General features: G+C 71.9%; 25 protein-coding genes and 1 pseudogene. 19 read left to right on the top strand and 7 right to left on the bottom strand.

Annotated features, from left to right (window positions below):
• Window positions 1-377: 377 nt before the first annotated feature.
• From ACIBK3_RS32835 to ACIBK3_RS32825, 3 genes are read left to right on the top strand one after another with little or no spacing between them, the layout of a single operon-like run.
• Window positions 378-1,229 (top strand): hypothetical protein, encoded by an 852-nt coding sequence (locus tag ACIBK3_RS32835; RefSeq protein ID WP_399371091.1) that lies wholly within the window; start codon window positions 378-380, stop codon window positions 1,227-1,229.
• Window positions 1,226-2,446 (top strand): type VII secretion-associated serine protease mycosin, encoded by a 1,221-nt coding sequence (gene mycP / locus ACIBK3_RS32830; RefSeq protein ID WP_399371090.1) that lies wholly within the window; start codon window positions 1,226-1,228, stop codon window positions 2,444-2,446. The genes ACIBK3_RS32835 and mycP overlap by 4 nt, the downstream gene beginning before the upstream one ends.
• Window positions 2,443-2,820, top strand: a complete 378-nt coding sequence (locus ACIBK3_RS32825) for a VOC family protein (RefSeq protein ID WP_399371089.1) — start codon at window positions 2,443-2,445, stop codon at window positions 2,818-2,820. Before mycP ends, ACIBK3_RS32825 begins: the two co-directional genes overlap by 4 nt.
• Window positions 2,821-2,824: 4 nt before the next feature.
• Here the strand turns inward: ACIBK3_RS32825 and ACIBK3_RS32820 are convergent, their stop codons facing one another.
• The gene (locus ACIBK3_RS32820; protein WP_399371088.1) at window positions 2,825-3,937 is read right to left on the bottom strand and encodes a serine hydrolase; all 1,113 of its coding nucleotides are present in this window, start codon (window positions 3,935-3,937) and stop codon (window positions 2,825-2,827) included.
• Between the two features lie 150 nt (window positions 3,938-4,087).
• On the opposite strand from ACIBK3_RS32820, the gene ACIBK3_RS32815 reads away from it, so the two are divergent.
• Entirely contained in the window at window positions 4,088-4,825 is a 738-nt protein-coding gene (locus tag ACIBK3_RS32815; protein ID WP_399371087.1) for an SseB family protein, read from the top strand.
• A 22-nt stretch (window positions 4,826-4,847) separates the two neighbouring features.
• On the opposite strand, the gene ACIBK3_RS32810 is transcribed toward ACIBK3_RS32815, so the two are convergent.
• Entirely contained in the window at window positions 4,848-5,213 is a 366-nt protein-coding gene (locus ACIBK3_RS32810; protein WP_399371086.1) for a DUF1844 domain-containing protein, read from the bottom strand.
• A 347-nt stretch (window positions 5,214-5,560) separates the two neighbouring features.
• Here ACIBK3_RS32810 and infC point away from each other — a divergent pair.
• The 9 genes and pseudogenes from infC to ACIBK3_RS32765 all read left to right on the top strand — a co-directional run bounded on the left by infC (window position 5,561) and on the right by ACIBK3_RS32765 (window position 15,417).
• Window positions 5,561-6,245 (top strand): annotated as a pseudogene (gene infC, locus ACIBK3_RS32805) (translation initiation factor IF-3).
• A gap of 111 nt (window positions 6,246-6,356) precedes the next feature.
• Entirely contained in the window at window positions 6,357-6,551 is a 195-nt protein-coding gene (gene rpmI / locus ACIBK3_RS32800; protein WP_362444478.1) for a 50S ribosomal protein L35, read from the top strand.
• A 90-nt stretch (window positions 6,552-6,641) separates the two neighbouring features.
• Window positions 6,642-7,025 carry a 50S ribosomal protein L20 gene (gene rplT / locus ACIBK3_RS32795; protein ID WP_004002577.1) on the top strand — a complete coding sequence of 128 codons (384 nt, stop codon included), beginning with the start codon at window positions 6,642-6,644 and terminating at the stop codon, window positions 7,023-7,025.
• A 103-nt stretch (window positions 7,026-7,128) separates the two neighbouring features.
• Complete coding sequence (locus tag ACIBK3_RS32790) at window positions 7,129-7,977, top strand: TrmH family RNA methyltransferase (protein ID WP_399371084.1); 849 nt, start codon at window positions 7,129-7,131, stop codon at window positions 7,975-7,977.
• Window positions 7,978-8,042: 65 nt separating this feature from the next.
• Window positions 8,043-9,179: an ATP-binding protein gene (locus ACIBK3_RS32785; RefSeq protein WP_399371083.1), complete on the top strand. Its 1,137-nt coding sequence runs from the start codon at window positions 8,043-8,045 to the stop codon at window positions 9,177-9,179.
• 140 nt (window positions 9,180-9,319) lie between these two features.
• Window positions 9,320-10,441, top strand: coding sequence for a phenylalanine--tRNA ligase subunit alpha (pheS, locus tag ACIBK3_RS32780; protein ID WP_399371081.1), 1,122 nt, complete (start codon window positions 9,320-9,322; stop codon window positions 10,439-10,441).
• A complete protein-coding gene (gene pheT / locus ACIBK3_RS32775; RefSeq protein ID WP_399371080.1) occupies window positions 10,441-12,954 on the top strand; it encodes a phenylalanine--tRNA ligase subunit beta in 2,514 nt (837 codons plus the stop codon). Before pheS ends, pheT begins: the two co-directional genes overlap by 1 nt.
• Before the next feature lie 490 nt (window positions 12,955-13,444).
• The gene (locus ACIBK3_RS32770; protein ID WP_399371078.1) at window positions 13,445-14,785 is read left to right on the top strand and encodes a transcriptional regulator; all 1,341 of its coding nucleotides are present in this window, start codon (window positions 13,445-13,447) and stop codon (window positions 14,783-14,785) included.
• Window positions 14,786-14,871: 86 nt separating this feature from the next.
• Window positions 14,872-15,417, top strand: a complete 546-nt coding sequence (locus tag ACIBK3_RS32765) for an NUDIX hydrolase (protein ID WP_399371077.1) — start codon at window positions 14,872-14,874, stop codon at window positions 15,415-15,417.
• Between the two features lie 25 nt (window positions 15,418-15,442).
• On the opposite strand, the gene ACIBK3_RS32760 is transcribed toward ACIBK3_RS32765, so the two are convergent.
• A complete protein-coding gene (locus tag ACIBK3_RS32760; protein ID WP_399371075.1) occupies window positions 15,443-15,700 on the bottom strand; it encodes a hypothetical protein in 258 nt (85 codons plus the stop codon).
• A gap of 257 nt (window positions 15,701-15,957) precedes the next feature.
• A complete protein-coding gene (locus tag ACIBK3_RS32755; RefSeq protein WP_399371073.1) occupies window positions 15,958-16,818 on the bottom strand; it encodes a 3-hydroxybutyryl-CoA dehydrogenase in 861 nt (286 codons plus the stop codon).
• A gap of 172 nt (window positions 16,819-16,990) precedes the next feature.
• Here ACIBK3_RS32755 and ACIBK3_RS32750 point away from each other — a divergent pair, with 172 nt between their 5' ends.
• Window positions 16,991-18,211 (top strand): glycoside hydrolase family 10 protein, encoded by a 1,221-nt coding sequence (locus tag ACIBK3_RS32750; RefSeq protein ID WP_399371072.1) that lies wholly within the window; start codon window positions 16,991-16,993, stop codon window positions 18,209-18,211.
• A gap of 1 nt (window position 18,212) precedes the next feature.
• On the opposite strand, the gene ACIBK3_RS32745 is transcribed toward ACIBK3_RS32750, so the two are convergent.
• Together ACIBK3_RS32745 and ACIBK3_RS32740 are read right to left on the bottom strand one after the other, a co-directional pair.
• Window positions 18,213-18,410: a DUF1918 domain-containing protein gene (locus tag ACIBK3_RS32745; protein WP_030672586.1), complete on the bottom strand. Its 198-nt coding sequence runs from the start codon at window positions 18,408-18,410 to the stop codon at window positions 18,213-18,215.
• Window positions 18,411-18,502: 92 nt separating this feature from the next.
• Window positions 18,503-19,429, bottom strand: a complete 927-nt coding sequence (locus ACIBK3_RS32740; protein ID WP_399371070.1) for a DMT family transporter — start codon at window positions 19,427-19,429, stop codon at window positions 18,503-18,505.
• On the opposite strand from ACIBK3_RS32740, the gene ACIBK3_RS32735 reads away from it, so the two are divergent.
• The 3 genes from ACIBK3_RS32735 (at window position 19,428) to ACIBK3_RS32725 (ending at window position 22,113) form a co-directional block, all read left to right on the top strand.
• Window positions 19,428-20,906 (top strand): PLP-dependent aminotransferase family protein, encoded by a 1,479-nt coding sequence (locus ACIBK3_RS32735; protein ID WP_399371068.1) that lies wholly within the window; start codon window positions 19,428-19,430, stop codon window positions 20,904-20,906. The genes ACIBK3_RS32740 and ACIBK3_RS32735 overlap by 2 nt on opposite strands.
• 109 nt (window positions 20,907-21,015) lie before the next feature.
• Window positions 21,016-21,450, top strand: coding sequence for a GNAT family N-acetyltransferase (locus ACIBK3_RS32730; RefSeq protein ID WP_399371067.1), 435 nt, complete (start codon window positions 21,016-21,018; stop codon window positions 21,448-21,450).
• A 69-nt stretch (window positions 21,451-21,519) separates the two neighbouring features.
• Window positions 21,520-22,113 carry a histidine phosphatase family protein gene (locus tag ACIBK3_RS32725; RefSeq protein ID WP_399371066.1) on the top strand — a complete coding sequence of 198 codons (594 nt, stop codon included), beginning with the start codon at window positions 21,520-21,522 and terminating at the stop codon, window positions 22,111-22,113.
• Here the strand turns inward: ACIBK3_RS32725 and ACIBK3_RS32720 are convergent.
• On the bottom strand, window positions 22,095-22,538 hold the full coding sequence (locus tag ACIBK3_RS32720) for a DUF6314 family protein (RefSeq protein ID WP_399371064.1): 444 nt from the start codon (window positions 22,536-22,538) through the stop codon (window positions 22,095-22,097). The genes ACIBK3_RS32725 and ACIBK3_RS32720 overlap by 19 nt on opposite strands.
• A 158-nt stretch (window positions 22,539-22,696) precedes the next feature.
• Between ACIBK3_RS32720 and ACIBK3_RS32715 the strand changes: the two genes are divergently transcribed.
• Both ACIBK3_RS32715 and ACIBK3_RS32710 read left to right on the top strand, forming a co-directional pair.
• Window positions 22,697-25,186: an alpha-L-arabinofuranosidase C-terminal domain-containing protein gene (locus ACIBK3_RS32715; protein ID WP_399371062.1), complete on the top strand. Its 2,490-nt coding sequence runs from the start codon at window positions 22,697-22,699 to the stop codon at window positions 25,184-25,186.
• 198 nt (window positions 25,187-25,384) lie between these two features.
• Window positions 25,385-25,846 (top strand): hypothetical protein, encoded by a 462-nt coding sequence (locus tag ACIBK3_RS32710; protein ID WP_399371061.1) that lies wholly within the window; start codon window positions 25,385-25,387, stop codon window positions 25,844-25,846.
• Window positions 25,847-26,013: the final 167 nt, after the last annotated feature.

Below are 26,013 nucleotides of genomic sequence, written 5' to 3'. Positions count from 1 at the left end.
CGGGTGCGCCGAGCGGTGGCCGCTCGGAGGCCGCACCCGATCGCGGCGCCGGTTCCGGCGGGACCGACCCGCTACCCGGCGCTCGGCGGAGCGTCCCTCTCCCGCCCGCCCGGCCGGACTTCCCGCCGCGCCCCACTCGTGAAGCCGCGGGCCGCCCCGATCCCACCTCCAGCACGGCGAGCAGCTCACGCATGCCCTCCATGCCCGCCGCACCCCCGGCTCCCGCCGGTCCCGGCAGCCGTCCGCAGGAGTCCTCTGCGTACTCCGCACCCGACACCCGCACACCTCCCGCCCAGCCCGCCGAGCCGCCGTACCCCCCTCGCGGCTCCGATGCGCCCGGCCTCTCTCCGGACCCCGCTCTCTCCTGGAGCGCTCCGATGACGCCCGGCGCGGCCCTCGGTTCCACGCGGCCCGTGGTGTCGTTCGGGGAGCCCGAGGGGTATGACGAGCGGGTGCGGCCACGGGTGATCGGGGTGTGGGTCCGGCCGAGGGTCGCCGCCGCGGCCGCGAGCGTCGTGCTCGGGCTCGGCCTGATCGGCGGGGCGGTGACCGGCAGTTGGCTCGTGGGAGAGCCCGGGGACACCGGGGCGCGGGACAGCTTCACCGTGGCCGGAGGGCTGTGGCACAACGTACCCGTGGACCAGTTGTTCCCGCCGACCCTCGCGGGCCGGGGCGCCGGCCCCGGTGGCGCCGACCGCACCTGGACGCGTATCGCCGTCGCCCCGGACACCGGCTGCGCGGACGCCTTCGATCCCCTGATGCGCAAGGTCCTCGCCCCCGTGGGCTGCGAGCGCCTCCTGCGCGCCACGTACACGGACGCCACCCAGAGCTACGTCACCACGGTCGGCCTGCTGTTCACGAAGGGCGACGCCGCCGCCATGAGCGCCCTCGCCCGGCGCTTCAAGGACGAGAACCTGGCCGGCCGCACCGACCTGATGCCCCGCCCGTACGCCGCGCGGAACACCGTCGCCGCCGACTTCGGCCCCGGGCAGCGGGCGTCCTGGACCGTGTCCGTCCTCACCGACGCCCCCGTCGTCGTGTACGCCGTCTCCGGCTGGGCCGACGGCCGCACCGTCGACGAGCCGGAACCCGCCGCGGAGGCCATGGAATCCGGCATCACCACGGCCCCCGCCCAGGCCGGCCTCGGCAACGAGGCACAGGGACTCGCCGACCGCGTCGAACGCGGCCTGCGCAAGACCGTCAACTCGCCCACGGAGAAGCCTTCATGAGCAGTGTCGGACAGCGGGCCACAGCCCGCCGGGCCGGCCTCCTGAGCGTCCTCCTCGCCGCCTCGGTCGCCCTGGTACCGCCCACCGCCGCGCACGCCGACGGCATCCGCGCCCAGCAGTGGGCCCTGGACGCCATGCACACCCGGGAGGCCTGGCGCGTCACCAAAGGCGCGGGCGTCACCGTCGCCGTCCTGGACACCGGCGTCGAGGCCGACCACCCCGACCTGGCCGGCAACGTCCTCACCGGCAAGGACATGGTCGGCTTCGGCGCGCAGGAAGGCGACCGCGCCTGGGCCGTCCACGGCACCGCGATGGCCGGCATCATCGCCGGTCACGGACACGGCCCCGGCAACGCCGACGGCGTCCTGGGCATCGCCCCCGAGGCGAGGATCCTCCCCGTCCGCGTGATCCTGGAGGACGACGACCCGGCCCGCGCCAAGGCCCGCAGCACCCGCGGCAACGCCCTCGCCGACGGCATCCGCTGGGCCGCCGACCACGGCGCCGACGTCATCAACCTCTCCCTCGGCGACGACTCCTCCTCCGCGCACCCGGAACCCGCCGAGGACGAGGCCGTCCAGTACGCCCTGGGGAAGGGCTCCGTCGTGGTCGCCTCGGCCGGCAACGGCGGGGAGAAGGGCGACCACATCTCCTACCCGGCCGCTTACCCGGGGGTGATCGCCGCGACTGCGGTCGACCGCTTCGGTACCCGGGCCTCCTTCTCCACCCGCCGCTGGTACGCCACCGTCAGCGCCCCCGGCGACAAGGTCGTCATCGCCGCCCCGGACCACAAGTACTACGACGGCTGGGGCACCAGCGCGGCCTCCGCCTTCGTCTCCGGCGCGGTCGCGCTCATCAGGGCCGTCCACCCGGACCTGACTCCGGCCCAGATCAAGAAGCTCCTGGAGGACACCGCCCGCAACTCACCGGCCGGCGGCCGCGACGACTCCCGGGGCTTCGGCTTCATCGACCCGTCCGCCGCGCTCGACGAGGCCAAGCGGATCAAGCCGGAGGGCCTGCGGTCCGCCTCGTACGGCGAGAAGTACTTCGGCTCCGGCCCGGACACCGCCGAGGAGGACGACGGCCCCGCCGGCTGGGCGGCCCCCCTCGCGGGCGGCGCCGGCGGGGCCCTGCTGATCGGCGCGGTCGTCCTGTGGCGCGGTCGCCGCCGCGTACCCCGCCCCCACGACGGCTACGAGACCCACGACGGCTGGACATGATCGCCGACCTGCAGTGCGTGGTGCTGGACTGCGCCGATCCCGGTCGGCTGGCCCGGTTCTACGGGTCACTGCTCGGCGGCACCGTCGACCAGCCGGACCGCCGGTGGGCGCTCGGCGAGGGCTGGTCCACGCTGCACGCCCCGTCGGGCCTCGTGCTCGCCTTCCAACGGGTGGCGGACCACCGGGCACCGCGGTGGCCGGATCCCGACCGGCCCCAGCAGTTCCACCTGGACTTCGGTGTCACGGACCTGGACCGGGCGCAGCAGGAGGTGCTGGCCGCGGGCGCGGCGCTGCTCGACGCCGGCCCCGACGGACGGAGCTGGCGCGTCTACGCCGACCCGGCGGGACACCCCTTCTGCCTGGTCCGCCACTGACCGGTCACCGGAGCGAGGACGCCGTAGCCGCCGAGGACGCGGAGGCCGAAGCGGACGCCCCGTCACCCAGGAACACCGACACCGCCGCCTTCGCCGCCCCCTCGATCAGCGAAATCCCCCGCTCCTTCGTCGAGTTGCCCTTCGACAGCGTGGCCACCAGACAGTCGTGGCCGGCCACGGTCACCCGCCCGATGCTGTTGATGTCCCAGAGCCGGGTGGTGCTGCGCGGCAGCCAGCCGTTCTTCAGCGCCCACGCGGAGCCGTCGGCCGCCGCCGACACCCCCCAGTGCTGGTCCGCCGCTATCTGCCCCATCAGCCCCCGCAGATACGCCCGTGAGGCCTCGCTCAGCTCCGAGTCGTTCCCGAACACCTGCTGGAGCAGGACGAGTTGATCGGCCGCCGTGGTCTGCGTCAGCCCCCACAGCGCACCGTCGCCGCCCTCGGTGTCCGTGAGCCCCAGCCGATCGTTCGCGGCATCGAGCCCGTCCGCCTCGCCGATGTCCTGCCACAGCGCCGACGCGGAGGCGTTGTCGCTGTTCTCGATCATCGCGGTGGCGTACGACTTCTCCCGCCCGGTGAGACGCGTGCCCGTGTCCTGCGCCTGGAGCAACAGCGTCGCCAGGATGTCCACCTTGACGATGCTCGCCGTGTCGAACGCCCCGCCGCCGTACCTCGCGCTCCGACCGGAGTCCAGGTCCAGCACCGCTACCGACAGCTTCGCGGTGTCCTCCACGTCCAGCGCCTTCATGACGGAGGCCAGCAGGGCGTCGTAGTCCACCACCGTCGGATCCGCGACGGGTTCCACCGACGCCTCCCCACTCTTCGAACTCTCCGAGACCGAGACCGAGACCGAGACCGAAGCCGAAGCCGAAGCCGTAGCCGATTTTGAAGCCGAAGCCGATTCTGAAGCCGTCGACGAGGCCGACGGCATCGCCGCCGACGCTACGGTGCCCGCGTCCGATCGCGCCGCCCTCGCCTTCACGTACACCGTCCCCGCGGCCGTGGCGCCCACGACCGCCACGGAAGCGAGCGCGGCGGAGAGCAGCGGGCGCCGCAGCAGGGAGCGGGAGCGGGTGCTTCGTGCGGCTCTGCCTCGGGCGGCTGTGGAAGACTCCATGCCCGCGATGCTGGACGCGGCGACTGTGCGGTCCGTTAGACGGACGTTAGATGCGTGTCAGGGAATTCTGAGAAAGCCGTGAAAGCGGTCACGGTCAGGTTTCCGGGCCCGCACAAGCCCTGCAACATCCCCCCGATAGGGTCGGTGACCGTGGCGAACAAGAACATTCCCGACTCCGGCTTCTCCGACGACGACGGCTCGGCCGACCCCCGGCTCAGCGCGGCGCTCGCGGCCTGGGCGCAGGACCGTACCGCCGTGGGCCCGGTGCTTCAGGCGCTCAAGGGCGCCCGGCTGCTGGTGCCCGTCGTGGCCGTGCTCGGCGAGGTCGAGGAGGACGAGAACGGTGTGCGCCGCGAGAAGACCAGCGACATGGCCGTACCGACGCTGAAGGCGGGCCGTCGCACCGCTCTCCCGGCCTTCACGTCCACCGACTCGCTGGCCCGCTGGGACCCCGAGGCCCGCCCCGTCGCCGTACCCCTGCACCAGGCCCTGCAGGCGGCGGCGCACGAGAAGGCGGACACGATCGTGCTGGACCTGGCCGGACCCGTGCCCTACGAGCTGGCCGGACCCGCGCTGCTCGCGCTCGCGGAGGGCCGTACGACGGCCGACCCGCTCGCCGACCCGGCCGTGCGCGACGCCGTACGCACCGCGGTGGCCGCCGAGCCGGGTGTGCTCCGCGCCCACCTCGGCCCCGGCCGGGCCGACGGCACCCTCGCCCTCGTACTGGACGCCTCCGCGGTTCCCGCCGAGGCCGCCCGCGGGGTCGCCGGGCGCCTCGCCGCCGACGAGACGCTCAGGGCCCGCCTGGTGCGCGGCCTCGACCTGGCACTGCTGCCGGCCGGGGCGACGCCGCCGGGCGAGCCCTTGTACGTACGCGGATCAAGCTGAAGCGGTCGAGACGGCGGGGGATTCAGCCGTAGATCGGCCCCGTGTACTTCTCGCCCGGCCCCTGCCCCGGCTCGTCCGGGACGAGCGACGCCTCCCGGAAGGCCAGCTGGAGCGACTTCAGGCCGTCCCGCAGCGGGGCCGCGTGGAAGGAGCTGATCTCGGTCGCGCTGCCGTCCAGCAGGCCGGCGAGGGCGTGGATCAGCTTGCGGGCCTCGTCCAGGTCCTTGTACGTGTCGCCCTCCTCCGTCAGACCGAGCTTCACGGCGGCGGCGCTCATCAGGTTGACGGCGACCGTCACGATCACCTCGACGGCGGGGACCTCGGCGATGTCGCGGGTCATCGCGTCGAAGTCGGGGGACTCGGGGGGCTGGGGAGGGGTGTCACTCATGCCCACACGATAGGGCCCGGTGTTCGCCGGTTCGCACCACCCCCGGCTTGCTGCTAACCTTGTGTGACGACCGGCCGGACACGCATGTGTGTAAGTGTGACTGGCCTACAAGTGGAGGCTCCGATTCTCCCACCTGACCGTCCTCCGGGACGGCGGGTCACCCCGGTCAGGCGGCCACCATCGTTCCGTACGGACGATGGAGTCGCCCGAAAGCGCGCCCCGCGATCATCGCGGCGGTGCTCCGGTAGTGCTTTGGAGCCCCGCCTGTGATCGTCCGGGGCATTTTTTGTGCTCCGGCGCGGTTAGGTCTGTCAAAAGAGACAAACGCGGCTGTCCGCCAGACCGCCGTGTGGTGCTAACCGAGGAGGATCCATCAGCGCCGAGCCCCGCATCAACGACCGGATTCGCGTTCCAGAGGTGCGACTTGTCGGTCCCAGTGGCGAGCAGGTGGGCATCGTCCCACTGGCCAAGGCACTGGAGCTTGCGCAGGAGTACGACCTGGACCTGGTCGAGGTGGCGGCGACCGCCCGTCCGCCTGTGTGCAAGCTCATGGACTACGGGAAGTTCAAGTACGAGTCGGCCATGAAGGCCCGTGAGGCGCGCAAGAACCAGGCGCACACGGTCATCAAGGAGATGAAGCTCCGGCCGAAGATCGACCCGCACGACTATGACACCAAGAAGGGTCACGTCGTCCGGTTCCTCAAGCAGGGCGACAAGGTCAAGATCACGATCATGTTCCGTGGTCGCGAGCAGTCCCGGCCCGAGCTGGGCTACCGACTGCTGCAGCGTCTCGCGGAGGACGTGGCCGACCTCGGGTTCGTGGAGTCGAACCCGAAGCAGGACGGCCGAAACATGATCATGGTTCTCGGTCCGCACAAGAAGAAGACCGAGGCGATGGCCGAGGCTCGCCAGGCGCAGGAAGCCCGCAAGGCTGAGGCGAAGGCCAACCCCGGCAAGTCGCAGAACGCCGCGGAGTCCGAGGGCGCCGAGGACGAGGTCGAGGCTCAGGCCGAGGCTCCCGCCGACGCGTGACCCCGGGGGACGCAGGTCCCCAGGATGTAACCGATTCAAGTACGACGCTCCACCGTGCCCGGTTTTCGTGACCGGGCACCGGAGCGCCACCGACGAGGAGAGAACGGCGCCATGCCGAAGAACAAGACGCACAGCGGTGCCAAGAAGCGCTTTCGGGTGACCGGCTCGGGCAAGGTGCTGCGCCAGCGCGCCGGCCGCCGCCACTACCTGGAGCACAAGCCCTCGACGCTGACCCGCCGCCTGGCCGGCACCGTCGAGCTGGCGCCGGGCGACGCCGCCAAGGCCAAGAAGCTCCTCGGGATGTAGTGCGCGCCCTGCGTGGGCAGGGCGCAGCCGATAACCGGGACCAAGCCGTTCTCGGGTCACCCTCGTGACCCAGCTACAAGGAGTTAACAAGTGGCACGCGTCAAGCGGGCAGTCAACGCCCACAAGAAGCGCCGGGCGATCCTCGAGCAGGCCTCCGGCTACCGCGGTCAGCGCTCGCGCCTGTACCGCAAGGCCAAGGAGCAGGTCACCCACTCGCTGGTCTACAACTACAACGACCGCAAGAAGCGCAAGGGTGACTTCCGTCAGCTGTGGATCCAGCGCATCAACGCCGCTGCCCGCGCGAACGGCATCACGTACAACCGCTTCATCCAGGGTCTCAAGGCCGCGAACGTCGAGGTCGACCGCAAGATCCTGGCCGAGCTGGCCGTGAACGACGCCGGTGCGTTCGCCGCGCTGGTCGAGGTGGCCCAGAAGGCGCTGCCGAGCGACGTCAACGCCCCCAAGGCTGCGTGACGCCGCGCGTCACCGCGCCGGCTGTGCGCCGACGTGACTGAACGGACCCGTGGGCAGCTGCCCGCGGGTCCGTCGTGTTGACCGGTAACCGAAGGTGAGTCGCATGGTCCCCGCCACCCCCGAGCTGATCTCCCCCCGTTCCTCCCGCGTCCTGGCCGCCAGGCGGCTGGCCAAGCGGAACTTCCGGGGCAAGGAGCGGCTGTTCCTCGCGGAGGGGCCGCAGGCCGTGCGGGAGGCCGCGGGGCATACGGACACGCTGGTCGACCTGTTCGCCACGCCGGACGCCGCGGAGCGGTACGCCGACATCATCGGTCGGGCCCGCACCGCCGGGGCCCGGGTGCACCTCGCCGACGAGCAGGTGATCGCCGACGTCTCGACCACCGTCACCCCGCAGGGTCTGGTCGGGATCTGCCGGTTCCTGGACACCCCGTTCGAGGAGATCCTCGCCGCCCGTCCCCGGCTCGTCGCCGTCCTCGCGAACGTCCGGGATCCCGGCAACGCCGGCACCGTGCTGCGGTGCGCGGACGCCGCCGGTGCCGAGGCCGTCGTACTGACCGACGCGTCCGTCGATCTGTACAACCCCAAGGCCGTACGGGCCTCCGTGGGCTCGCTGTTCCACCTGCCGGTGGCCGTCGGGGTCGCCGTGGAGGAGGCGGTCGAGGGCCTGAAGAGCGTCGGCGTGCGGATCCTCGCCGCCGACGGTGCGGGGGCGCACGACCTCGACGACGAGCTCGACAAGGGGACCATGGGCGGCCCCACCGCCTGGGTGTTCGGGAACGAGGCCTGGGGGCTTCCGGAGGAGACCCGTGCGCTCGCGGACGCCGTGGTGCGCGTACCGATCCACGGGAAGGCCGAGAGCCTGAACCTCGCGACCGCGGCCGCCGTATGTCTCTACGCGTCGGCCCGTGCACAGCGCGCCTCCGGAGGGTGCCGCACCGTCACCGAGAGCTAGTAAGGTGACCAGCTCGGAGGCCCACTGCGCCGGCTGAGCGGCCGTCTGAGAGGTGGGGCAAGGGGATGAGCGTCGGCACGAGCAGCGCACCGGGATCACGGGATGTGCGGCAACCGCCCGCGCCCCGGCCCGGTGATCTCGCCGAGCTCGGCATCGACCCCGACCAGCTGCCCGACGGCCTGATCGTCGCCGACGAGCACGGGCACGTGATCTGCTTCAACGCCGCCGCCCAGCGCATCACCGGTGTCCCCGCCGCCGAGGCCCTCGGGCAGCGGCTGGACAAAGCTCTCCCGTTAGAGGACCTGGAGGGGCGCCGCTGGTGGCAGCTGACCGACCCGTACGGCGGCCTCGCCATCCGGGTCGGCCAGCCCGAACGCAACCTCCTGCTGCCCGGCGGCCGGGAAGTCCTGGTCTCCGCCCGGTACGTCCGCACCGAGCCCACCGGTCCCGTCCGCCGTGTCGTGGTCCAGCTGCGCGACACCGAGGCCCGCCGCCGCACCGAGCGCAGCCACGCCGAGCTGATCGCCACCGTCGCCCACGAGTTGCGTTCCCCCCTCACCTCCGTCAAGGGCTTCACCGCGACCCTCCTCGCCAAGTGGGAGAGGTTCACGGACGACCAGAAGCGGCTGATGCTGGAGACCGTCGACGCGGACGCCGACCGGGTCACCCGGCTCATCGCCGAGCTGCTGGACATATCGCGCATCGACTCCGGGCGCCTTGAGGTGCGCCGCCAGCCCGTCGACATCGGCGCCGCCGTCGGCCGCCACATCCAGTCCTACGTCGCCGCCGGCCTGCCCGCCGACCGGTTCCTGCTCCGCATCGAGCAGCCGCTGCCCGCCCTGTGGGCCGACCCCGACAAGATCGACCAGGTGCTCAGCAACCTGCTCGAAAATGCGGTGCGGCACGGCGAGGGAACCGTCACGATTGACATCACGTCCACGGCGTCCCCCCGCGAGGGCGAGGACACCGGTACGTCGGTCACGGTGAGCGACGAGGGGTCCGGCATCCCGGAGGAGTCCATGAACCGCGTCTTCACCCGCTTCTGGCGGGGCAGCAAGCGCGGCGGCACCGGCCTCGGGCTCTACATCGTCAAGGGCATCGTCGAGGCCCACGGCGGCACCATCACGGTCGGCCGCGCTCCCGGTGGCGGCGCCGAGTTCCGATTTTCGTTGCCCGTGAGCGCTCCGGCCTACCTGACCTGAGCGGCCCGCGGGCACATTCGTCAGTCCTCACCCCGTTAGACTCGGCCTTTGGCACCCATGTGTCCCATGGACGGCCCTCTGACCTCTGAGTGAGTCGGTGACGGGGACCTTCAGCCAGCCAATCGGAAGCACGGGAAGAGATGTCGGCACCGAACAAGTCGTACGACCCTGTAGAGGTCGAGGCCCTGAAACCGGAAGAGATCGAGCGCATGCGGGACGAGGCGCTCGCCGCCTTCGCCGCCGCGGACTCCCTCGACGCGCTCCAGGAGGCCAAGGTCGCCCACACCGGCGGCACCTCGCCGCTGGCCCTCGCCAACCGCGAGATCGGCGCCCTGCCCCCGCATGCCAAGGCCGAGGCCGGCAAGCGCGTCGGTCAGGCCCGCGGCGCCGTGAACAAGGCCCTCGCCGCCCGCCAGGTGGAGCTGGAGGCCGAGCGGGACCAGCGGGTGCTCGTCGAGGAGGCGGTGGACGTCACACTGCCGTACGACCGCGTACCGGCCGGCGCCCGCCACCCGCTGACCACCCTCTCGGAGCGCATCGAGGACATCTTCGTCGCCATGGGCTACGAGGTCGCCGAGGGCCCGCAGGTCGAGGCCGAGTGGTTCAACTTCGACGCCCTGAACATCGGCCCGGACCACCCCGCCCGCGGCGAGGCCGACACCTTCTTCGTGCAGGGCCCGAAGGGCGGCACCGAGTCCGGCGTCGTGCTGCGCACCCACACCTCGCCCGTGCAGGTCCGCTCGCTGCTCGACCGCGAGCTGCCGGTGTACGTGATCTGCCCCGGCCGGGTCTACCGCACCGACGAGCTGGACGCCACCCACACGCCCGTCTTCCACCAGGTCGAGCTGCTCGCCGTGGACGAGGGCCTGACCATGGCCGACCTCAAGGGCACCCTGGACCACATGGTCCAGTCCCTGTTCGGCGAGGGCATGACGACGCGGCTGCGGCCCAACTTCTTCCCGTTCACCGAGCCGTCCGCCGAGATGGACATGGTCTGCTACGTCTGCCGGGGCGAGTCCGTCGGCAACCCGGACCGGCCCTGCCGCACCTGCTCGTCCGAGGGCTGGATCGAGCTCGGCGGCTGCGGCATGGTCAACCCGCGGGTGCTCACCGCCTGCGGCGTCGACCCCGAGAAGTACAGCGGATTCGCCTTCGGGTTCGGCATCGAGCGGATGCTGATGTTCCGCCACAACGTCGAAGACATGCGAGACATGGTCGAGGGTGACGTCCGGTTCACCCGGCCGTTCGGGATGGAGATCTGATGCGGGTCCCGCTTTCTTGGCTGCGGGAGTACGTCGACCTGCCGGCGACGCAGACCGGCCGAGACGTCCAGGCCAAGCTCGTGTCCGCCGGCCTCGAGGTCGAGACCGTCGAGCACCTCGGTGCCGACCTCAAGGGCCCCTTGGTCGTCGGCCAGGTGCTGACCATCGAGGAGTTGGAGGGCTTCAAGAAGCCGATCCGCTTCTGCACGGTCGACGTCGGCCAGGCCAACGGCACCGGCGAGCCCCAGGAGATCGTCTGCGGCGCCCGCAACTTCGCCGTCGGCGACAAGGTCGTCGTGGTGCTGCCCGGCGCCACGCTGCCCGGCGGCTTCTCCATCTCCGCGCGCAAGACGTACGGCAAGACCTCCCACGGCATGATCTGCTCCAGCGACGAGCTGGGCATGGGCGACGACGGCACCAAGGGCATCATCGTGCTGCCGCCGGAGACCGAGGTCGGCAAGGACGCCATCGAGCTCCTGGAACTGGTCGACGAGGTCCTGGACATCGCCGTCACCGCCAACCGCGGCGACTGCCTGTCCATCCGCGGCGTCGCCCGCGAGACCGCCATCGCCTACGGCCTGCCGTTGAGCGACCCGGCCCTCCTGGACGTCCCGGCCCCGAACGCGTACGGCTACCCGGTCCGCGTCACGGAACCGGTCGGCTGCGACCGCTTCACCGCCCGCACGGTGACCGGCCTGAGCCCCGAGGCGCGCTCCCCGATCTGGCTGCAGCGCCGCCTGCAGAAGGTCGGCATGCGCCCGATCTCGCTCGCCGTCGACGTCACCAACTACGTGATGATGGAAATCGGCCAGCCGCTGCACGCCTACGACCGCACGCTGGTCCAGGGCACCATCGGCGTGCGCCGGGCCGAGGAGGGCGAGAAGATCGTCACCCTCGACGGCGTCGAGCGGAAGCTGCACGCCGAGGACCTGGTGATCACCGACGACCGTGGCCCCATCGGCCTGGCCGGCGTCATGGGCGGCGCCGACACCGAGATCGCGGACCACGCCGACCTCGAGAACGCGACGACCGACGTCGTCATCGAGGCCGCGCACTTCAACCAGGTCTCCATCGCGCGCACCGCCCGCCGTCACAAGCTGTCCTCCGAGGCGTCCCGGCGCTTCGAGCGCGGGGTGGACCCGCAGGCCGCCTCCGCCGCCGCGCAGCGCACCGTCGACCTGCTCGTGCTGCTCGCCGGCGGCACCGCCGAGGCCGGTGTCACCGAGGTCATCGCCCCGTCCGCGCCGCACACCATCACCGTGCCCGCCGACCACCCGGACAAGGTCGCGGGTGTCGTGTACGGCCGCGAAATCGTCGTACGCCGCCTCCAGGAGGTCGGCTGCGACGTGTACGGCCAGGACGAGCTGGTCGTCACCGTGCCGTCCTGGCGGCCCGACCTGCGCGATGCGAACGACCTGGCGGAGGAGGTCATCCGCCTGGAGGGCTACGAGAACCTGCCCTCCACGCTGCCCAGGCCCCCGGCGGGCCGCGGCCTCACCCACCGGCAGCGGCTGCACCGCCGGGTCGGCCGGGTGCTGGCCGGTGCCGGCTATGTCGAGGCGCCGAACTACCCCTTCGTCAGCGAGCAGGTCTTCGACCAGCTCGGCCTGGCCGCCGACGACCCGGCCCGACGGGTCGTCAAGCTGGTCAACCCGCTCAACGACGAGGAGCCCGCGCTCCGTACGTCGCTGCTGCCGGGCCTGCTGGGCGCCCTGCGGCGCAACGACGGCCGGGGCTCGCACGATCTGGCGCTCTTCGAGACCGGCCTGGTCTTCCAGCCGAGCGAGGAGCAGCGGGTCGCCGCCGCTCTGCCGGTGGACCGGCGGCCGACCGACGAGGAGATCGCCGAGCTGGACGCCGCACTGCCCGCGCAGCCGCGCCATGTCGCCGTCGTCCTCGCGGGCGCCCGCGAGCAGGCCGGCTGGTGGGGCAAGGGCCGTCCGGCCGACTGGGCCGACACGGTCCAGGCGGCGCGTGCGGTGGCCCGGGAAGCCGGTGCCGAACTGGTCGTCCGCGGTGGGCAGTACGGGCCGTGGCACCCCGGCCGGTGTGCCGAGCTGGCGGTCGTCGCCGACGGTGGCGAGCGGATCGTGGGGCACGCGGGCGAGTTGCATCCGCGCGTGCTGAAGGCGCTGGGGCTGCCCGGGCGCACCTGTGCGATGGAGCTCGACCTGGACGCGCTGGAGGAGGTGGGCGACGCGACCGTGCGGGCGCCCGGCATCTCCACGTTCCCCGTCGCCACGCAGGACGTCGCCCTCGTCGTGGACAGGTTCGTACCGCACGCCGATGTGGAGGCCGCGCTGCGCGACGGCGCTGGGGAACTGCTGGAGGCGATCCGGCTGTTCGACGTGTACGAGAACCCCGAGCAGCTGGGCGAGGGCAAGAAGTCGCTGGCGTACGCGCTGCGGTTCCGTGCGGCCGACCGGACGCTGACCGTCGACGAGGCTTCGGCGGCCCGGGACGCGGCGGTGGCGGTGGCCGGGGAGCGGACCGGGGCGGTGCTGCGGGGCTAGCGCGCCGGCAGGCAACGTTTGCCCGTGAAGGAGCGGCGTCCGGTGCGTGCTCTGGGGTCCCCCCGGCCGAAGGCTGGGGAAGTGTCGGCCGGAGGCCCTCGTACTGGATGTACTTGGGTCTTCGGCCGGTGCGGCGAGTGGGGGCACCTCCCACGCCCTCAGGGCAGTGGGGGAGCGTGCCGGGCGTCGCGACGGGGCGAACGTTGCCTGTCGGGGCACTGGGAGCGCCTGAGGGGCGGGCGGGGGGACCGTCCGACAGAGCCCCGCGCCCGGAGGGCCGTCACCGCACCCCTGGCCGGAGCGGTACCGGGCCGCCGCATGTACGAGGGGGAGCCGGCGGCCCGGTCGGCCTCTTGCGAGGCATTTCAGTCAATCGGCCGGAAACTCTCCGCGACAGCGTGCACACAGTGCGGATTCGAGTACTCCGTTCACACCCCGTGTGAAGGCGGACGCACTACTCTGTCGGCACCGAGCCACCGGGGGGCCTCCCATGCAGCCCAACACTCTGCTCGACGCGATCCTGGACGAGGCGGGGATCTCGCACGCGGGTCTCGCCGCCCATGTGAACCAGGCGGGCCGGGCCCGCGGACTCGCCCTCCGCTACGAACACACCGCCGTCGCACGGTGGTTGAAGGGACAGCGGCCCCGCGGTCAGGTGCCCGACCTGATCTGCGAGGTGCTCGCCGTCCGGTTGCACCGCCCCGTCACCCTCGATGACATCGGCCTGGGCGTCCCCGGCGAACCCTCCGCCCCGCACGGCACCTCCCTGTCCGGCTTCGTCGAGCGGGCCACCGCCCTGTGGCGCTCCGACGAGCAGCAGCGCCCGCACATCCTGGGCGCGCCCGCGGTCACCGGGACGCCCGCCGTCATGCCGGTGTGGGAGTGGGAGAACCCGCCTGAGGACGTCGACGTGTCGCGCGGCGGACGGCACCGGGTCACCTCCGCCGACATCGAGATGCTGCGTGCCGCCCGTGCCCACTACGAGCAGATGTACCGCAAGGCGGGCGGTATCGCGACCCGCTCCCGGATCGTCGGCTTCCTCAACGCGGAGGCCGCCCCGCTGCTGCGCGGCAGCTACACCGACGAGACGGGCCGCCAACTGCACCGGGCCACGGGCGGGTTGGTCGCGGTCGCCGGGATCTGCGCGTACGACTCCGACGCGCACGGACTCGCCCAGCGCTACTTCCACCAGGCGCTCAGGCTCGCGAAGGCCAGCGGGGACCGGGGACTTGGCGCGTACGTGATCGCGCTGCTGGTCAACCAGTCGCTGTTCATGCGGGAGTACCGGCAGGCCGTCGCCTTCGCGGAGGCCGCGCTGCGCGCCGCCGGCACACACATCACCCCGGCGCTCGCCTCCGACCTGTACGCGATGCAGGCGAAGGCGTACGCCCACCTCGGCGACGGCACGAGCGCGCTGTCCTGCATCCGGCGGGCCGAGCAGGCCGCCGGACGCATCCGGCGCGGATACGAGCCCGACGAGACCGGCTATGTCCAGCCCGGACTGGTCAACGTCCAGGTGGCGGAGGCGCTGCTCAGCCTCGGCGAGGTGGCGGCGGCCCGGGAGCACGCCATGGCCGCCGTCGACAACCCCGCCCACGACCGGGGCCGGGTGCACCGGCTGGCCATGCTCAGCACCATCGAGCTGCGCCAGGGCAACGCCGACAAGGCGGCGGCCACCGCGGTGCAGATGGCCGAACAGGCCCGGGGCATGGAGTCGCAACGGCTGCGCGACAGACTCAGAGCGGTGCGCGAACACCTGGTGCGCAGCGGCTGCGCGGGCACGTCCGAGGCAGCCGAACTCATCGACGGGGCACTGCGCGTACCGCTGTAGACCGGCCGCAGACCGGCACAAGAGCACCCACACTCCACAGTCCCTGCTGCGATATTGCCACTTACTCGACGGAAGGTGGCAGAACCGTGCAGTGGACGAAGCAGAACGAACAAACTGTGTATGAAAACCGTTGGTTCACCGTCAACCTGGCAGATGTGGAACTGCCGGACGGGCGGCACCTGGACCACTTCCTGATACGGCTGAGGCCCGTCGCCGTGGCCACGGTCGTGAACGAGGCCAACGAGGTCCTGCTCCTGTGGCGCCACCGCTTCATCACCGACAGCTGGGGATGGGAACTCGCGGCGGGCGTCGTCGAGGACGGCGAGGACGTCGCGTACGCGGCCGCCAGGGAACTCGAGGAGGAGACCGGCTGGCGGCCGGGACCCCTGCGCCACCTGATGAGCGTGGAGCCGTCCAACGGCCTCACCGACGCCCGGCACCACATCTACTGGTCGGACGAGGGCGAGTACACCGGGCACCCGGTGGACGACTTCGAGTCGGACCGCCGGGAATGGGTCCCCCTCAAACTCGTCCCCGACCTGGTCGCCCGTGGGGAGGTCCCGGCCGCCAACATGGCGGCCGCGTTACTACTGCTGCATCATCTCCGGCTCGGCCAGGACGCCATGCCCTGAACCAACCCCCCACGCGTCCTGGGCCTCAGCGGCCGAGAGCCTGCCAGATCGTCACCACGAGCGCGCCCAGCGCGGTGAGTACCGTGACCGCGGGCAGCGGCCAGCGAGCGTGCTCCAGGGCGACGACCCGCGCGCTCAGGTCGTCGAGCTCCTTGTCGGTTTCCTCGGTGCGGTGACTGAGCAGAGCCAGTCCCCCCTCGACGCGCGCGTAGGCGACGTCGAGGCGTCGGCGTAACTCTGCGAGTTCGCCATGGACCACGGGATGTTCGGGATCGGTGGTCACGGTGCCACTCCTTTGCGTAGTCGTCACATCCCTTGCATGCGCATAAGGAGTCAACTCGCCTGGTGGACACGTGGGGAGAGTGTGCGACGGGCATATGCGGGCCCGGCGCGCACACGGCGTGTGAATGCGACGGGCCCGGCACTGAGAAGAGCGCCGGGCCCGTGGTCGTCGCACTGTGTAGCCGGCACCCTGGAACGGTCACTGTGCAATCGGCTGTCCGTGCTGTCCGTGCTGTCCGCGGAAGAAGCCGCAGTGCCTCAGGCGTACGTGTAGAAGCCCGACCCCGACTTCCGGCCCAGCCGGCCCGCGTCGACCATGCGCTGGAGCAGCGGGGGAGCGGCGTACAGCGGTTCCTTGTACTCCTCGTACATCGAGTACGCGACCGAGGCGACCGTGTCCAGGCCGATCAGGTCCGACAGCTTCAGCGGGCCCATCGGGTGGGCACAGCCCATCTCCATGCCGTTGTCGATGTCCTCACGGCTGGCGATGCCCGACTCGAACATCCGGATGGCGGAGAGGAGATACGGGATCAGCAGCGCGTTCACCACGAAGCCGGAGCGGTCCTGAGCCCGGATCGCGTGCTTGCCGAGCACCTTCTCGGCGAAGACCTGGGCGCGGCTGAGGGTGCCCTCGGAGGTGGTGAGCGCCGGGATCAGCTCGACCAGCTGCTGCACGGGGGCCGGGTTGAAGAAGTGGATGCCGATGACATGGTCGGGGCGCGCGGTGGCGACCGCCAGCCTCACCAGCGGGATGGAGGAGGTGTTGGAGGCCAGGATGGCGTCCGGCCGGGTCACGACCTGGTCGAGCACCTGGAAGATCTCCGTCTTGACCTGCTCGTTCTCGACGACGGCCTCGATCACCAGGTCACGGTCCGCGAACTCGCCGAGGTCGGTGGTGAAGCTGAGCCGCGCCTGCGTCGCCTCCAGCTCGGCCGCGGTGATCTTGCCGCGCTCGGCCGCCTTGGACAGGGAGTTGAACAGCCGGGTGCGGCCGATCTCCAGGGCCTCGCCGGTGGTCTCGGCGACCTTCACGTCCAGGCCGGCCCGGGCGCACACCTCGGCGATGCCCGCTCCCATCTGGCCGCAGCCCACCACTCCGACGCGTTCGATGTCGGTCACATCGTCCCTTTCGCTGATGTACGGCTGTGGCAGGTCCGCCGTTGCTCCGGTGCCTGCTCCGTTCGTGCACGTTACTCCCAAGTATCGATGATCGATCGGTGGGGTCCGGGCATCCTGGGGCGCGAGGACGATCCGTGACCGGGCGGATCCAGGGTGTATGGGGGTTGTGCTGATGGGGCGAGTGTCACGTCGGGCGTTCGCACTGGCCGCGCTGTCGACGCTCACGTCGGCCTCGGGAGCGACGGCCGCGCCGCAACGGCGGGTCAGCGCCGAGACGCGGGGGGTGTGGGTGGCGACGGTGAGCAACCGTGACTGGCCCTCGCAGCCGGGTCTGTCGGCGGACCGGCAGCGCGCCGAACTCGTCGCCCACCTCGACACGGCGGTCCGGGCCCGCCTGAACACCGTGGTGTTCCAGGTACGCCCGACGGCCGACGCGCTGTGGCCATCGCCGTACGAACCCTGGTCGCAGTACCTCACCGGCACCCAGGGCCGGGACCCGGGCTGGGACCCGCTCGGCACGGCGGTGCGGGAGGCGCACAAGCGGGGACTGGAACTGCACGCCTGGTTCAACCCGTACCGCGTCGCCAACCACACGGATCCCACCAGGCTGGCCGCCACCCACCCCGCCCGCAAGCACCCCGACTGGGTGGTGCCGTACGGCGGGAAGCTCTACTACAACCCGGGGATGCCCGAGGTCCGCGCCTTCGTGCAGGACGCGATGCTGGACGCGGTGCGCAGGTATCCGCTGGACGCCGTGCACTTCGACGACTACTTCTATCCCTACCCGGTGGCCGGCCAGACCTTCGACGACGACGCGGCCTACGACCGGCACGGCGGCGCCTTCCCCAACCGGGCCGCATGGCGGCGCGACAACATCGACAGGCTGGTACGGGAGACGGCGGCCCGCGTCAGACGGATCCGCCCCGCCGCCCGCTTCGGCATCAGCCCCTTCGGGGTGTGGCGCAACGCCGGCACCGACCCGCTCGGCTCGGACACGCGGGCGGGAGTGCAGACGTACGACGATCTGCACGCGGACACCCGCAGGTGGGTCCGTGAGGGCTGGATCGACTACATCGTCCCGCAGCTGTACTGGAACATCGGCTTCGCCGCCGCCGACTACGCCGCACTGCTGCGCTGGTGGGCCGAGGTGGCGAAGGGGAGCAGGACGAAACTGTACCTGGGCGAGGCGCTCTACAAGGCCGGCGATCCGGCGCAGAACGCGGCCTGGCAGGACCCGGCCGAGCTGTCCCGGCACCTGACCCTCGCCCGGGCCTACCCGCAGGCACGCGGGCACGTCTTCTTCGCGGCCGAGGAGGTCGCGGCCGACCGGATCGGGGCGATGGCGCGGGTGGTCGCCGACCACTACCAGCGGCCGGCGAGCCCCCCGCGCTGAGTCACCGCTGGTGGATTTCCCGGTGCCGGATCTCGGTGTCGGGGCCGGGTGAGCACACGCCCTCATGCCCGTCCTCGAAGCGGACGCGGTACGGGGGGTTGCCCTCGCGGCCCATCACTTCGACGATCTCGCCGACCTTGTCCTGCTGTCCGACCACCCTGCCGTGCTGGACAAGCTGGTCGCCCACGGTTGCACGCATCTGTGGGGCCTCCTCACCTCGTGCGGGAGCAGCGGTCCGTGGCTTCGAGTTTACGGCGCGGGGACCCGGTGGGACCGCCGCATGCACGCCGCTCAGCCTCGGGCCCGCTGGGTGACGGCGATGCACACCAGCACCGCCACGGCCGTCAGCGGGGCGGCCACCGTCAGGTGCTCGCCGAGGAGCAGCACCGACCACACCAGTGTGAGCAGGGGCTGGGCCAACTGCAACTGGCTGGCCTTCGGGATGCCGATGGCGGCCATGCCCCGGTACCAGACGACCAGGCCGAGGAACTGCGAGCCCGCCGCGAGCCACAGCAGCCCCGCGACGCTGCGCGCGGTCAGGTGGACGGGCTCGTACGCCAGCGCCACCGCGGCGGCCGGAACGGCGAGCGGCAGACACAGCACCAGGGCCCAGCCGATGACCTGCCAGCCCGGCATGACCCGGGCCAGTCGGCCGCCCTCGGTGTAGCCGGCCGCGCACACCAGCAGCGCGCCGAACAGGTACAGGTCGGCGGTGGTGAGGGCGCCGCCGCTCTGCTGCACGGTGAAGGCGGCCACCGCGGCCGCGCCGGCCAGGGCCGCCGTCCAGAAGGTGCGGGAGGGGCGGGTGCCCACGCGCAGGGCGGACAGCAGCGCGGTCGTCAGCGGGAGCAGGCCGACCACGACGGCCGCGTGCGCGCTGGTCGAGGTCCGCAGGGCGAGGGTGCTCAGCAGCGGGAAACCGACCACGACCCCGGCGGCGACGACCGCGAGCCCCGGCAGGTGCCGGCGGTCGGGCAGCGGGACGCGCAACGCCACCAGGCAGCCACCGGCGACCAGTGCCGCCAGTACACAGCGCACCGCGACGAGGGACCAGGGGCCGAAGCCCTCCAGGCCCCAGGCGGTGGCGGGAAACGTGAGGGAGAAGGCGACGACGCCGAGCGCGGCCAGGAGCGTGCCGGTGCCGCCCGTGGGCTTCGTGGCCGAGGTGGTGGTGACCGCTATCCGGGTCGCGGCGATAGCGCTACTCTGTGCTCTCATGCAAGAGCGTAGCAGCGTGGGTGAGCTGGCGGAACAGCTGCGAAGGGAGCTGGATCGCTACTCTCCAGGTGGAAAGCTCCCGTCGAGCCGTGCTCTCGTCGAACGGTTCCGGGTGAGCCCGGTGACCGTCGCGCGGGCCCTCGGGCAACTGGCCGCCGAGGGGCTGGTCGTCACGCGGCCCGGTGCGGGTGCCTTCCGGGCCCAGCCGCGCGCGGCGGCCGCACCGGCCGGGGACACGTCCTGGCAGGAGGTGGCCCTGAGCGCGGACGGCGCCGCCGATCTCGTACCGCGCTCGGTGGACGCGTCCGGAGTCCTGGTCTCGCTGGCCGCACCGGCGCCCGGCGTGATCGAGTTCAACGGCGGCTATCTGCACCCCTCGCTCCAGCCCGAGCGGGCGATGTCCGCGGCCCTGGCCCGTGCCGGACGCCGGCCCGGCGCGTGGGGGAGGCCTCCCATGGAGGGGCTGCCCGAGCTGCGGGAGTGGTTCGCGCGCAGCATCGGCGGGCCCGGCGGGGGCGTCACCGCGGCGGAGGTGCTGATCAGTTCGGGTGGCCAGGCCGCGCTGACCACCGCCCTGCGCGCCCTCGCGCCGCCGGGTGCGCCGGTGCTCGTCGAGTCGCCCACGTATCCCGGCATGCTGGCGATCGCCCGCGCGGCCGGCCTGCGCCCCGTCCCGGTGCCGGTGGACGCGGACGGCCTACGGCCCGCCCTGCTCGCCGACGCCTTCCGGGCCACCGGCGCCCGCGTCCTCGTCTGCCAGCCGCTGTTCCAGAACCCGACCGGCGCGGTGCTCGCGCCGGAGCGGCGCGGTGAGGTGCTGCGCATCGCCCGCGAGGCGGGCGCGTTCGTCGTCGAGGACGACTTCGTACGACGGCTCGTGCACGAGGACGCGGGCGACCTGCCGCGCCCGCTCGCCGCCGACGATCCCGACGGAGTCGTCGTCCATGTCAGCTCACTGACCAAGGCGACCTCGCCCAGCTTCCGGGTCAGTGCGCTGGCCGCCCGCGGTCCGGTGCTGGAGCGGCTGCGCGCCATCCAGGTCGTCGACAGCTTCTTCGTCCCCCGGCCGCTCCAGGAGGCCGCACTCGAACTGGTCGGCTCACCGGCCTGGCCCCGCCATCTGCGCGCGATCTCGGCGGAGTTGAAGGCCCGCCGTGACACCATGACGGCCGCGCTCCGGCTCGAACTGCCCGAGCTGGCCCTGCCCCACATTCCGTCGGGCGGCTACCACCTGTGGCTCCGCCTGCCCGACGGCCTGGGCGGCACCGCCCAGGCTTTCGGCTCCGGGAGAGAGTCCGCCCTCACCTCCGCCGCCCTCCGCGCCGGCGTCGCCATCACCCCCGGCCGCCCGTACTTCAGCGCCGAACCCCCCGCCGCCCACGTCCGGTTGAGCTTCGCGGCGGTGGCGGGGGCAGGGGAGATCGTGGAGGGGGCACGACGGCTTCGTACGGCGTGTGACGGGGTGCTCCCGTCCTAGTGCGGCGGTGCGGGACCCCTGCTGTCACGCCCCCGGCGTCGCGCCCGCCACTGACAGTCCCCGCGAAAATCGCTCGACGCCGACGGCCATGAGCTGCGAATCTCCGCGCATGACCGACACCCCGCCCCTCGCCGAGGGTTATGAGATCTCCGCCGACCCGGACCGTATGGACGCCGAGCGGGTGCACCGCTGGCTGTCGACCGATGCGTACTGGGCGCTCGGGCGGACCAGGGAGAAGCAGGACCGGGCGATCGAGGGGTCGCTCAACTTCGGGGTGTATGACGTGGTTTCCGGCGATCAGGTGGCTTATGCCCGGATCATCACCGACCGGGCGACCTTCGCCTGGCTGTGCGACGTGTACGTCGACCCCTCCGTGCGGGGCAAGGGAATCGGCACCGCGCTCGTAGGGGCCGTACGGGAGCACGTGCGGCCGTACGGGCTGCGGCGGATCCTGCTCGCCACGCACGACGCGCACGGGGTGTACGAGAAGCTCGGGTTCGCGCCGCTCGCGCAGCCGGAGCAGTGGATGGCGCTCGTCTTCTAGCGGCAGGCCCCGCAAAACTGTCGGGTAACAGCTCTTGACCTGCGTACTTTCGCGGCCCACCATCGCCGCATGCCACTTCGGGTCACGTTCGTCGCCGCCGCACGCAGCTCCCCCCTGCTCGCGGAACGCTTCGATGACGACCGCCCGCTGGACCAGGCCGGATGGGACGACGTGCAACGCGTCGCCCGCGATCTGATCCCGCTCGCGGCGGCCGAGCTGCGCTACTGCTCACCGACACCGCGCAGCCGCGTCACCGGGGAGGCCCTCGGCTATGCGCCGCTCGTGCAACTCGCCCTGCGGGACTGCGACATGGGGCGCTGGTGCGGACTGACGCTCGGCGAGGCGATGGCGCGGGAACCGGCGGCCGTGGACGCCTGGCTCGCCGACCCGCGGGCCACCCCGCACGGCGGTGAGTCGCTGGCCGCCTTCATCGCCCGGGTCGGCGACTGGCTCGACACCCGGCCCTTCGAGGAGGGCGGCCGGATCGTCGCCGTGGCCGAGCCCTCCGTGATCCGCGCCGCCCTGGTCCACGTGCTCAAGGCGCCGCCCTCGACCTACTGGAACATCGATGTCCGGCCCCTGTCGACGACCGCCGTCACCGGCCGGGCCGGCCGCTGGAACCTTCGCTTCGACGGTGTGACCGCTCAGCCCTCGCGGACGTAGTCCGTGGTCAGCGCGAGGTCCTTGGCGGGGCCGCGCACCCGCCACACCGTCCGCCAGTGGTCCGCGGACCGGACGGTGAACTCGCCGCGGTAGAGGTCGGCCGAGCAGGGATGGTCGGCGACATGGTGGCCGGTCGCCAGGTCCAGGTCGTGGAAGGGGCGGCCGTCGGCGAAGCGCACGTCCGCGCTGCCCGGTGAACTCCCCGGCAGAAAGCGCAGGGTGCGCTCGGCGGGGCGCGGCACGCCCTGCCACACGAACGTGCCGGATTCCCGGTGCAGCAGCCCGCCGCCGTCCAGCGGGCCGAAAAACGTCGTCCCGGAGAACTGCCCTTCCGCGCCGCTCGCCAGGTCCAGCACCGACCGTTCCACTCGCCAGCTCCCGGCCAGATATTCCAGCACGTCCGGCACTGGCCAGAACTCGCCCATCCCGTCTCGCTCCCCGTCCCATCCGTTGCCGCAGGCCCCATTGACGCGTCCCGTCCCCCTCCCTATCTTGCCGTTCGAAGTATTGATCATTGTTCGATATATCGAACAAGCGGAACCATCGGAACAGTCGCATCTCCCATTCGAGCCGCGGAGTATCCATGTCACGCAGCACCCGCACCCGCTGGAGACTCGGTCTCACGGCCACCGCCTTCCTGGTGGCGGCCGGTCTGGTCACGGCACCCGCCCACGCCGAGGACGTCACCGACTACGCGATCTCCGTCGACCCCGCAGCCAAGGGCGCGAAGATCGACGACACGATGTACGGCGTCTTCTTCGAGGACATCAACCGGGCCGCCGACGGCGGGCTGTACGCCGAGCTCGTGCAGAACCGGTCCTTCGAGTACTCCACCGCCGACAACACCTCGTACTCCCCGCTCACCTCCTGGACGGTCGACGGCACCGCGCAGGTCGTCGACGACGACGGCCGTCTGAACGAGCGCAACCGCAACCATCTGGCCCTGGCGGCCGGTTCGTCCGTCACCAACGCCGGCTACAACACCGGCATCCGAGTGGAGGCGGGCAAGAAGTACGACTTCTCGGTCTGGGCCCGTGCCACCGGCGGCACGACCCTGACGGTCTCGTTGCAGGACGCCGACGGCGCCCTGGCCGCCGCCCGCAAGGTGGCCGTACGCAAGAGCGGCTGGGCCAAGTACACCGCCGCCTTCACCGCGACCCGCACCAGCAGCGCCGGCCGCCTCACGGTCGCCTCCTCCGCCGCGTCGGCGCTCGACATGGTCTCGCTGTTCCCGCGCGACACCTACAAGAACGAGCCCAACGGTCTGCGCAAGGATCTCGCCGAGAAGATCGCCGACCTGCACCCGGGCTTCGTGCGCTTCCCCGGCGGCTGCCTGGTCAACACCGGCTCCATGGAGGACTACAGCGCGGCCTCCGGTTACCAGCGCAAGCGCTCCTACCAGTGGAAGGACACCATCGGCCCGGTCGAGCAGCGCGCCACCAACGCCAACTTCTGGGGCTACAACCAGAGTTACGGCCTCGGCTACTACGAGTACTTCCGCTTCGCCGAGGACATCGGCGCGATGCCGCTGCCCGTCGTGCCGGCCCTGGTGACCGGCTGCGGCCAGAACCGGGCCGTCGACGACGAGGCGCTGCTCAAGCGGCACATCCAGGACACCCTCGACCTCATCGAGTTCGCGGGCGGCCCGGTGACCTCCAGGTGGGGGAAGGTGCGCGCGCGGATGGGCCACCCCAGGCCCTTCCACCTCACCCACCTCGAGGTCGGCAACGAGGAGAACCTCCCGAAGGAGTTCTTCGCCCGCTTCACGCGGTTCCGGGCCGCCATCGAGGCCAAGTACCCCGACATCACCGTCATCTCCAACTCCGGCCCTGACGACTCCGGTTCGACCTTCGACACGGCCTGGCAGCTCAACCGGGACGCCAAGGTCGACATGGTCGACGAGCACTACTACAACAGCCCGCAGTGGTTCCTGCAGAACAACGACCGCTACGACTCCTACGACAGGAACGGCCCGAAGGTCTTCCTCGGCGAGTACGCCTCCCAGGGCAACGCCTTCGAGAACGGCCTTGCCGAAGCCGCGTACATGACCGGCCTGGAGCGCAACGCGGACGTCGTCAAGCTCGCCTCCTACGCGCCGCTGTTCGCCAACGAGGACTATGTGCAGTGGCGGCCCGACCTGGTCTGGTTCAACAACCACGCCGCCTGGAACTCCGCCAACTACGAGGTCCAGAAGCTGTTCATGAACAACGTCGGCGACCGGGTCGTGCCCTCCACGGCCACCGGCACCCCGTCCCTGCTCGGCCCGATCACCGGTGCCGTCGGCCTGTCGACGTGGGCGACGAGCGCGGCGTACGACGATGTGAGGGTCACCGGCGCCGACGGGAAGACGCTGCTCACCGACGACTTCTCCCAGGACTCCTCGACGTGGACGCACACGGGCGGCGGCAGCTGGAGCGTGCGGGACGGCCAGTTCGTCCAGACCGACACCGCCGCCGAGAACACCATGGTCCAGGCCGGTGACCCGTCCTGGCACGACTACGACCTGCATGTGAAGGCCACCAAGAAGTCCGGCAAGGAGGGCTTCCTCGTCGCCTTCGGCGTCAAGGACACCGGCAATTACTACTGGTGGAACCTGGGCGGCTGGAACAACACCCAGTCCGCCGTCGAACAGGCCGTGGACGGCGGCAAGTCGACGCTGATCTCCAAGGCCGGGTCCGTCGAGACGGGCCGCGCCTACGACATCGACATCAAGGTGCGCGGCCGCCAGGTCACCCTCTACCTCGACGGCAAGGAGTGGGACAGCTTCACCGACGACAAGCCGGCCGAGCCGTTCCGGCAGGTCGTCACCCGGGACAAGAAGACCGGTGACCTGATCGTCAAGGTCGTCAACGCCCAGTCCTCGGCGGCCCGTACGGCGATCGACCTGGGCGGCGCGAAGGTCGCGTCGAAGGCCGAGGTCGCCACGCTGGCCGCCGCGCCGGACGCGGTGAACACGGAGACCTCGACCGCGGTGGCGCCGGTGACGTCCACCTTCACCGGGGTCACCGGCAGGTTCACGTACACCTTCCCGGCCAACTCGATCACCTTCCTGCGGATCCAGCAGCGGAGGTAGGCGGCCGGTGTGGCGTGGGCCGCCGCCTTCCCTTTCCCGGAGGCGACGGCCCACGCCCTTCGGGCGACCAGGGTGCCGCGACCGACGGCGGGCGGTGGCATGTGTCCCAGGTCACACGCAACCTCGGAGTGGGTCGGACGTCTGTCGGGGTGGAGGCCTCCTTTTCACCGCGACCGCAACGACGATTCGAGGAACGGCATGTCTGCACGTCACGCCCTGCAATCCCTGCGCGCCCACCGGCTGCGCACCGCCCTGGGGGTCTCCGCCGTCGGGGCCGTCCTGGCCGTCGGCGCCGGGGCGATGACCGCCCAGGCCGGCACGGCCGGCTCCCACCCGGCTCCGGCGCCCGCGAAGTCGTCGCGTCCCACGCCGGTGCCGTCGCCGACGGAGGCCGGCCCGGCGACGGGGACGCGTCCCAGCCCGGTCCCCTCGCCTGTGCACGGTGAGCCGAGCGCGGTCCCGTCGCCCGTGCACGGTGAGCCGAGCGCGGTCCCCTCGCCCACGCGCGCCGAGCCGAAGCCCGTACCCACGCAGTGGACGAGCCCGAGTCCGGTTCCCGCTCCGACGAGGGCCGAGCCCAGGCCCGTACCGACGAAGGCCGAGCCGTCACCCGTGCCCACGGTGTGGACCAGTCCCGCTCCGGCCCGGCGGCACCGCTGACCCGGTGACCCGCCGGGGGGGGGGGGGGGGGGGGGGGGGGGGGGGGGGGGGGGGGGGGGGGGGGGCGGGGGCGGGGGGGGGGGGGGGGGGGGCGGGGGCGCGGCGCGCCCCCCCCCCCCCGCCCCCGGCGGCGCCCCCGGCGCCGACACCGCCAGGGCGGCGGCGCG

Origin of the sequence: Streptomyces sp. NPDC050287, from assembly GCF_044459385.1 — a bacterium.
Classification (GTDB): domain Bacteria; phylum Actinomycetota; class Actinomycetes; order Streptomycetales; family Streptomycetaceae; genus Streptomyces.
Note: the sequence above shows the minus strand (reverse complement) of the source record. Positions and strands in the feature narration are given on the sequence as shown.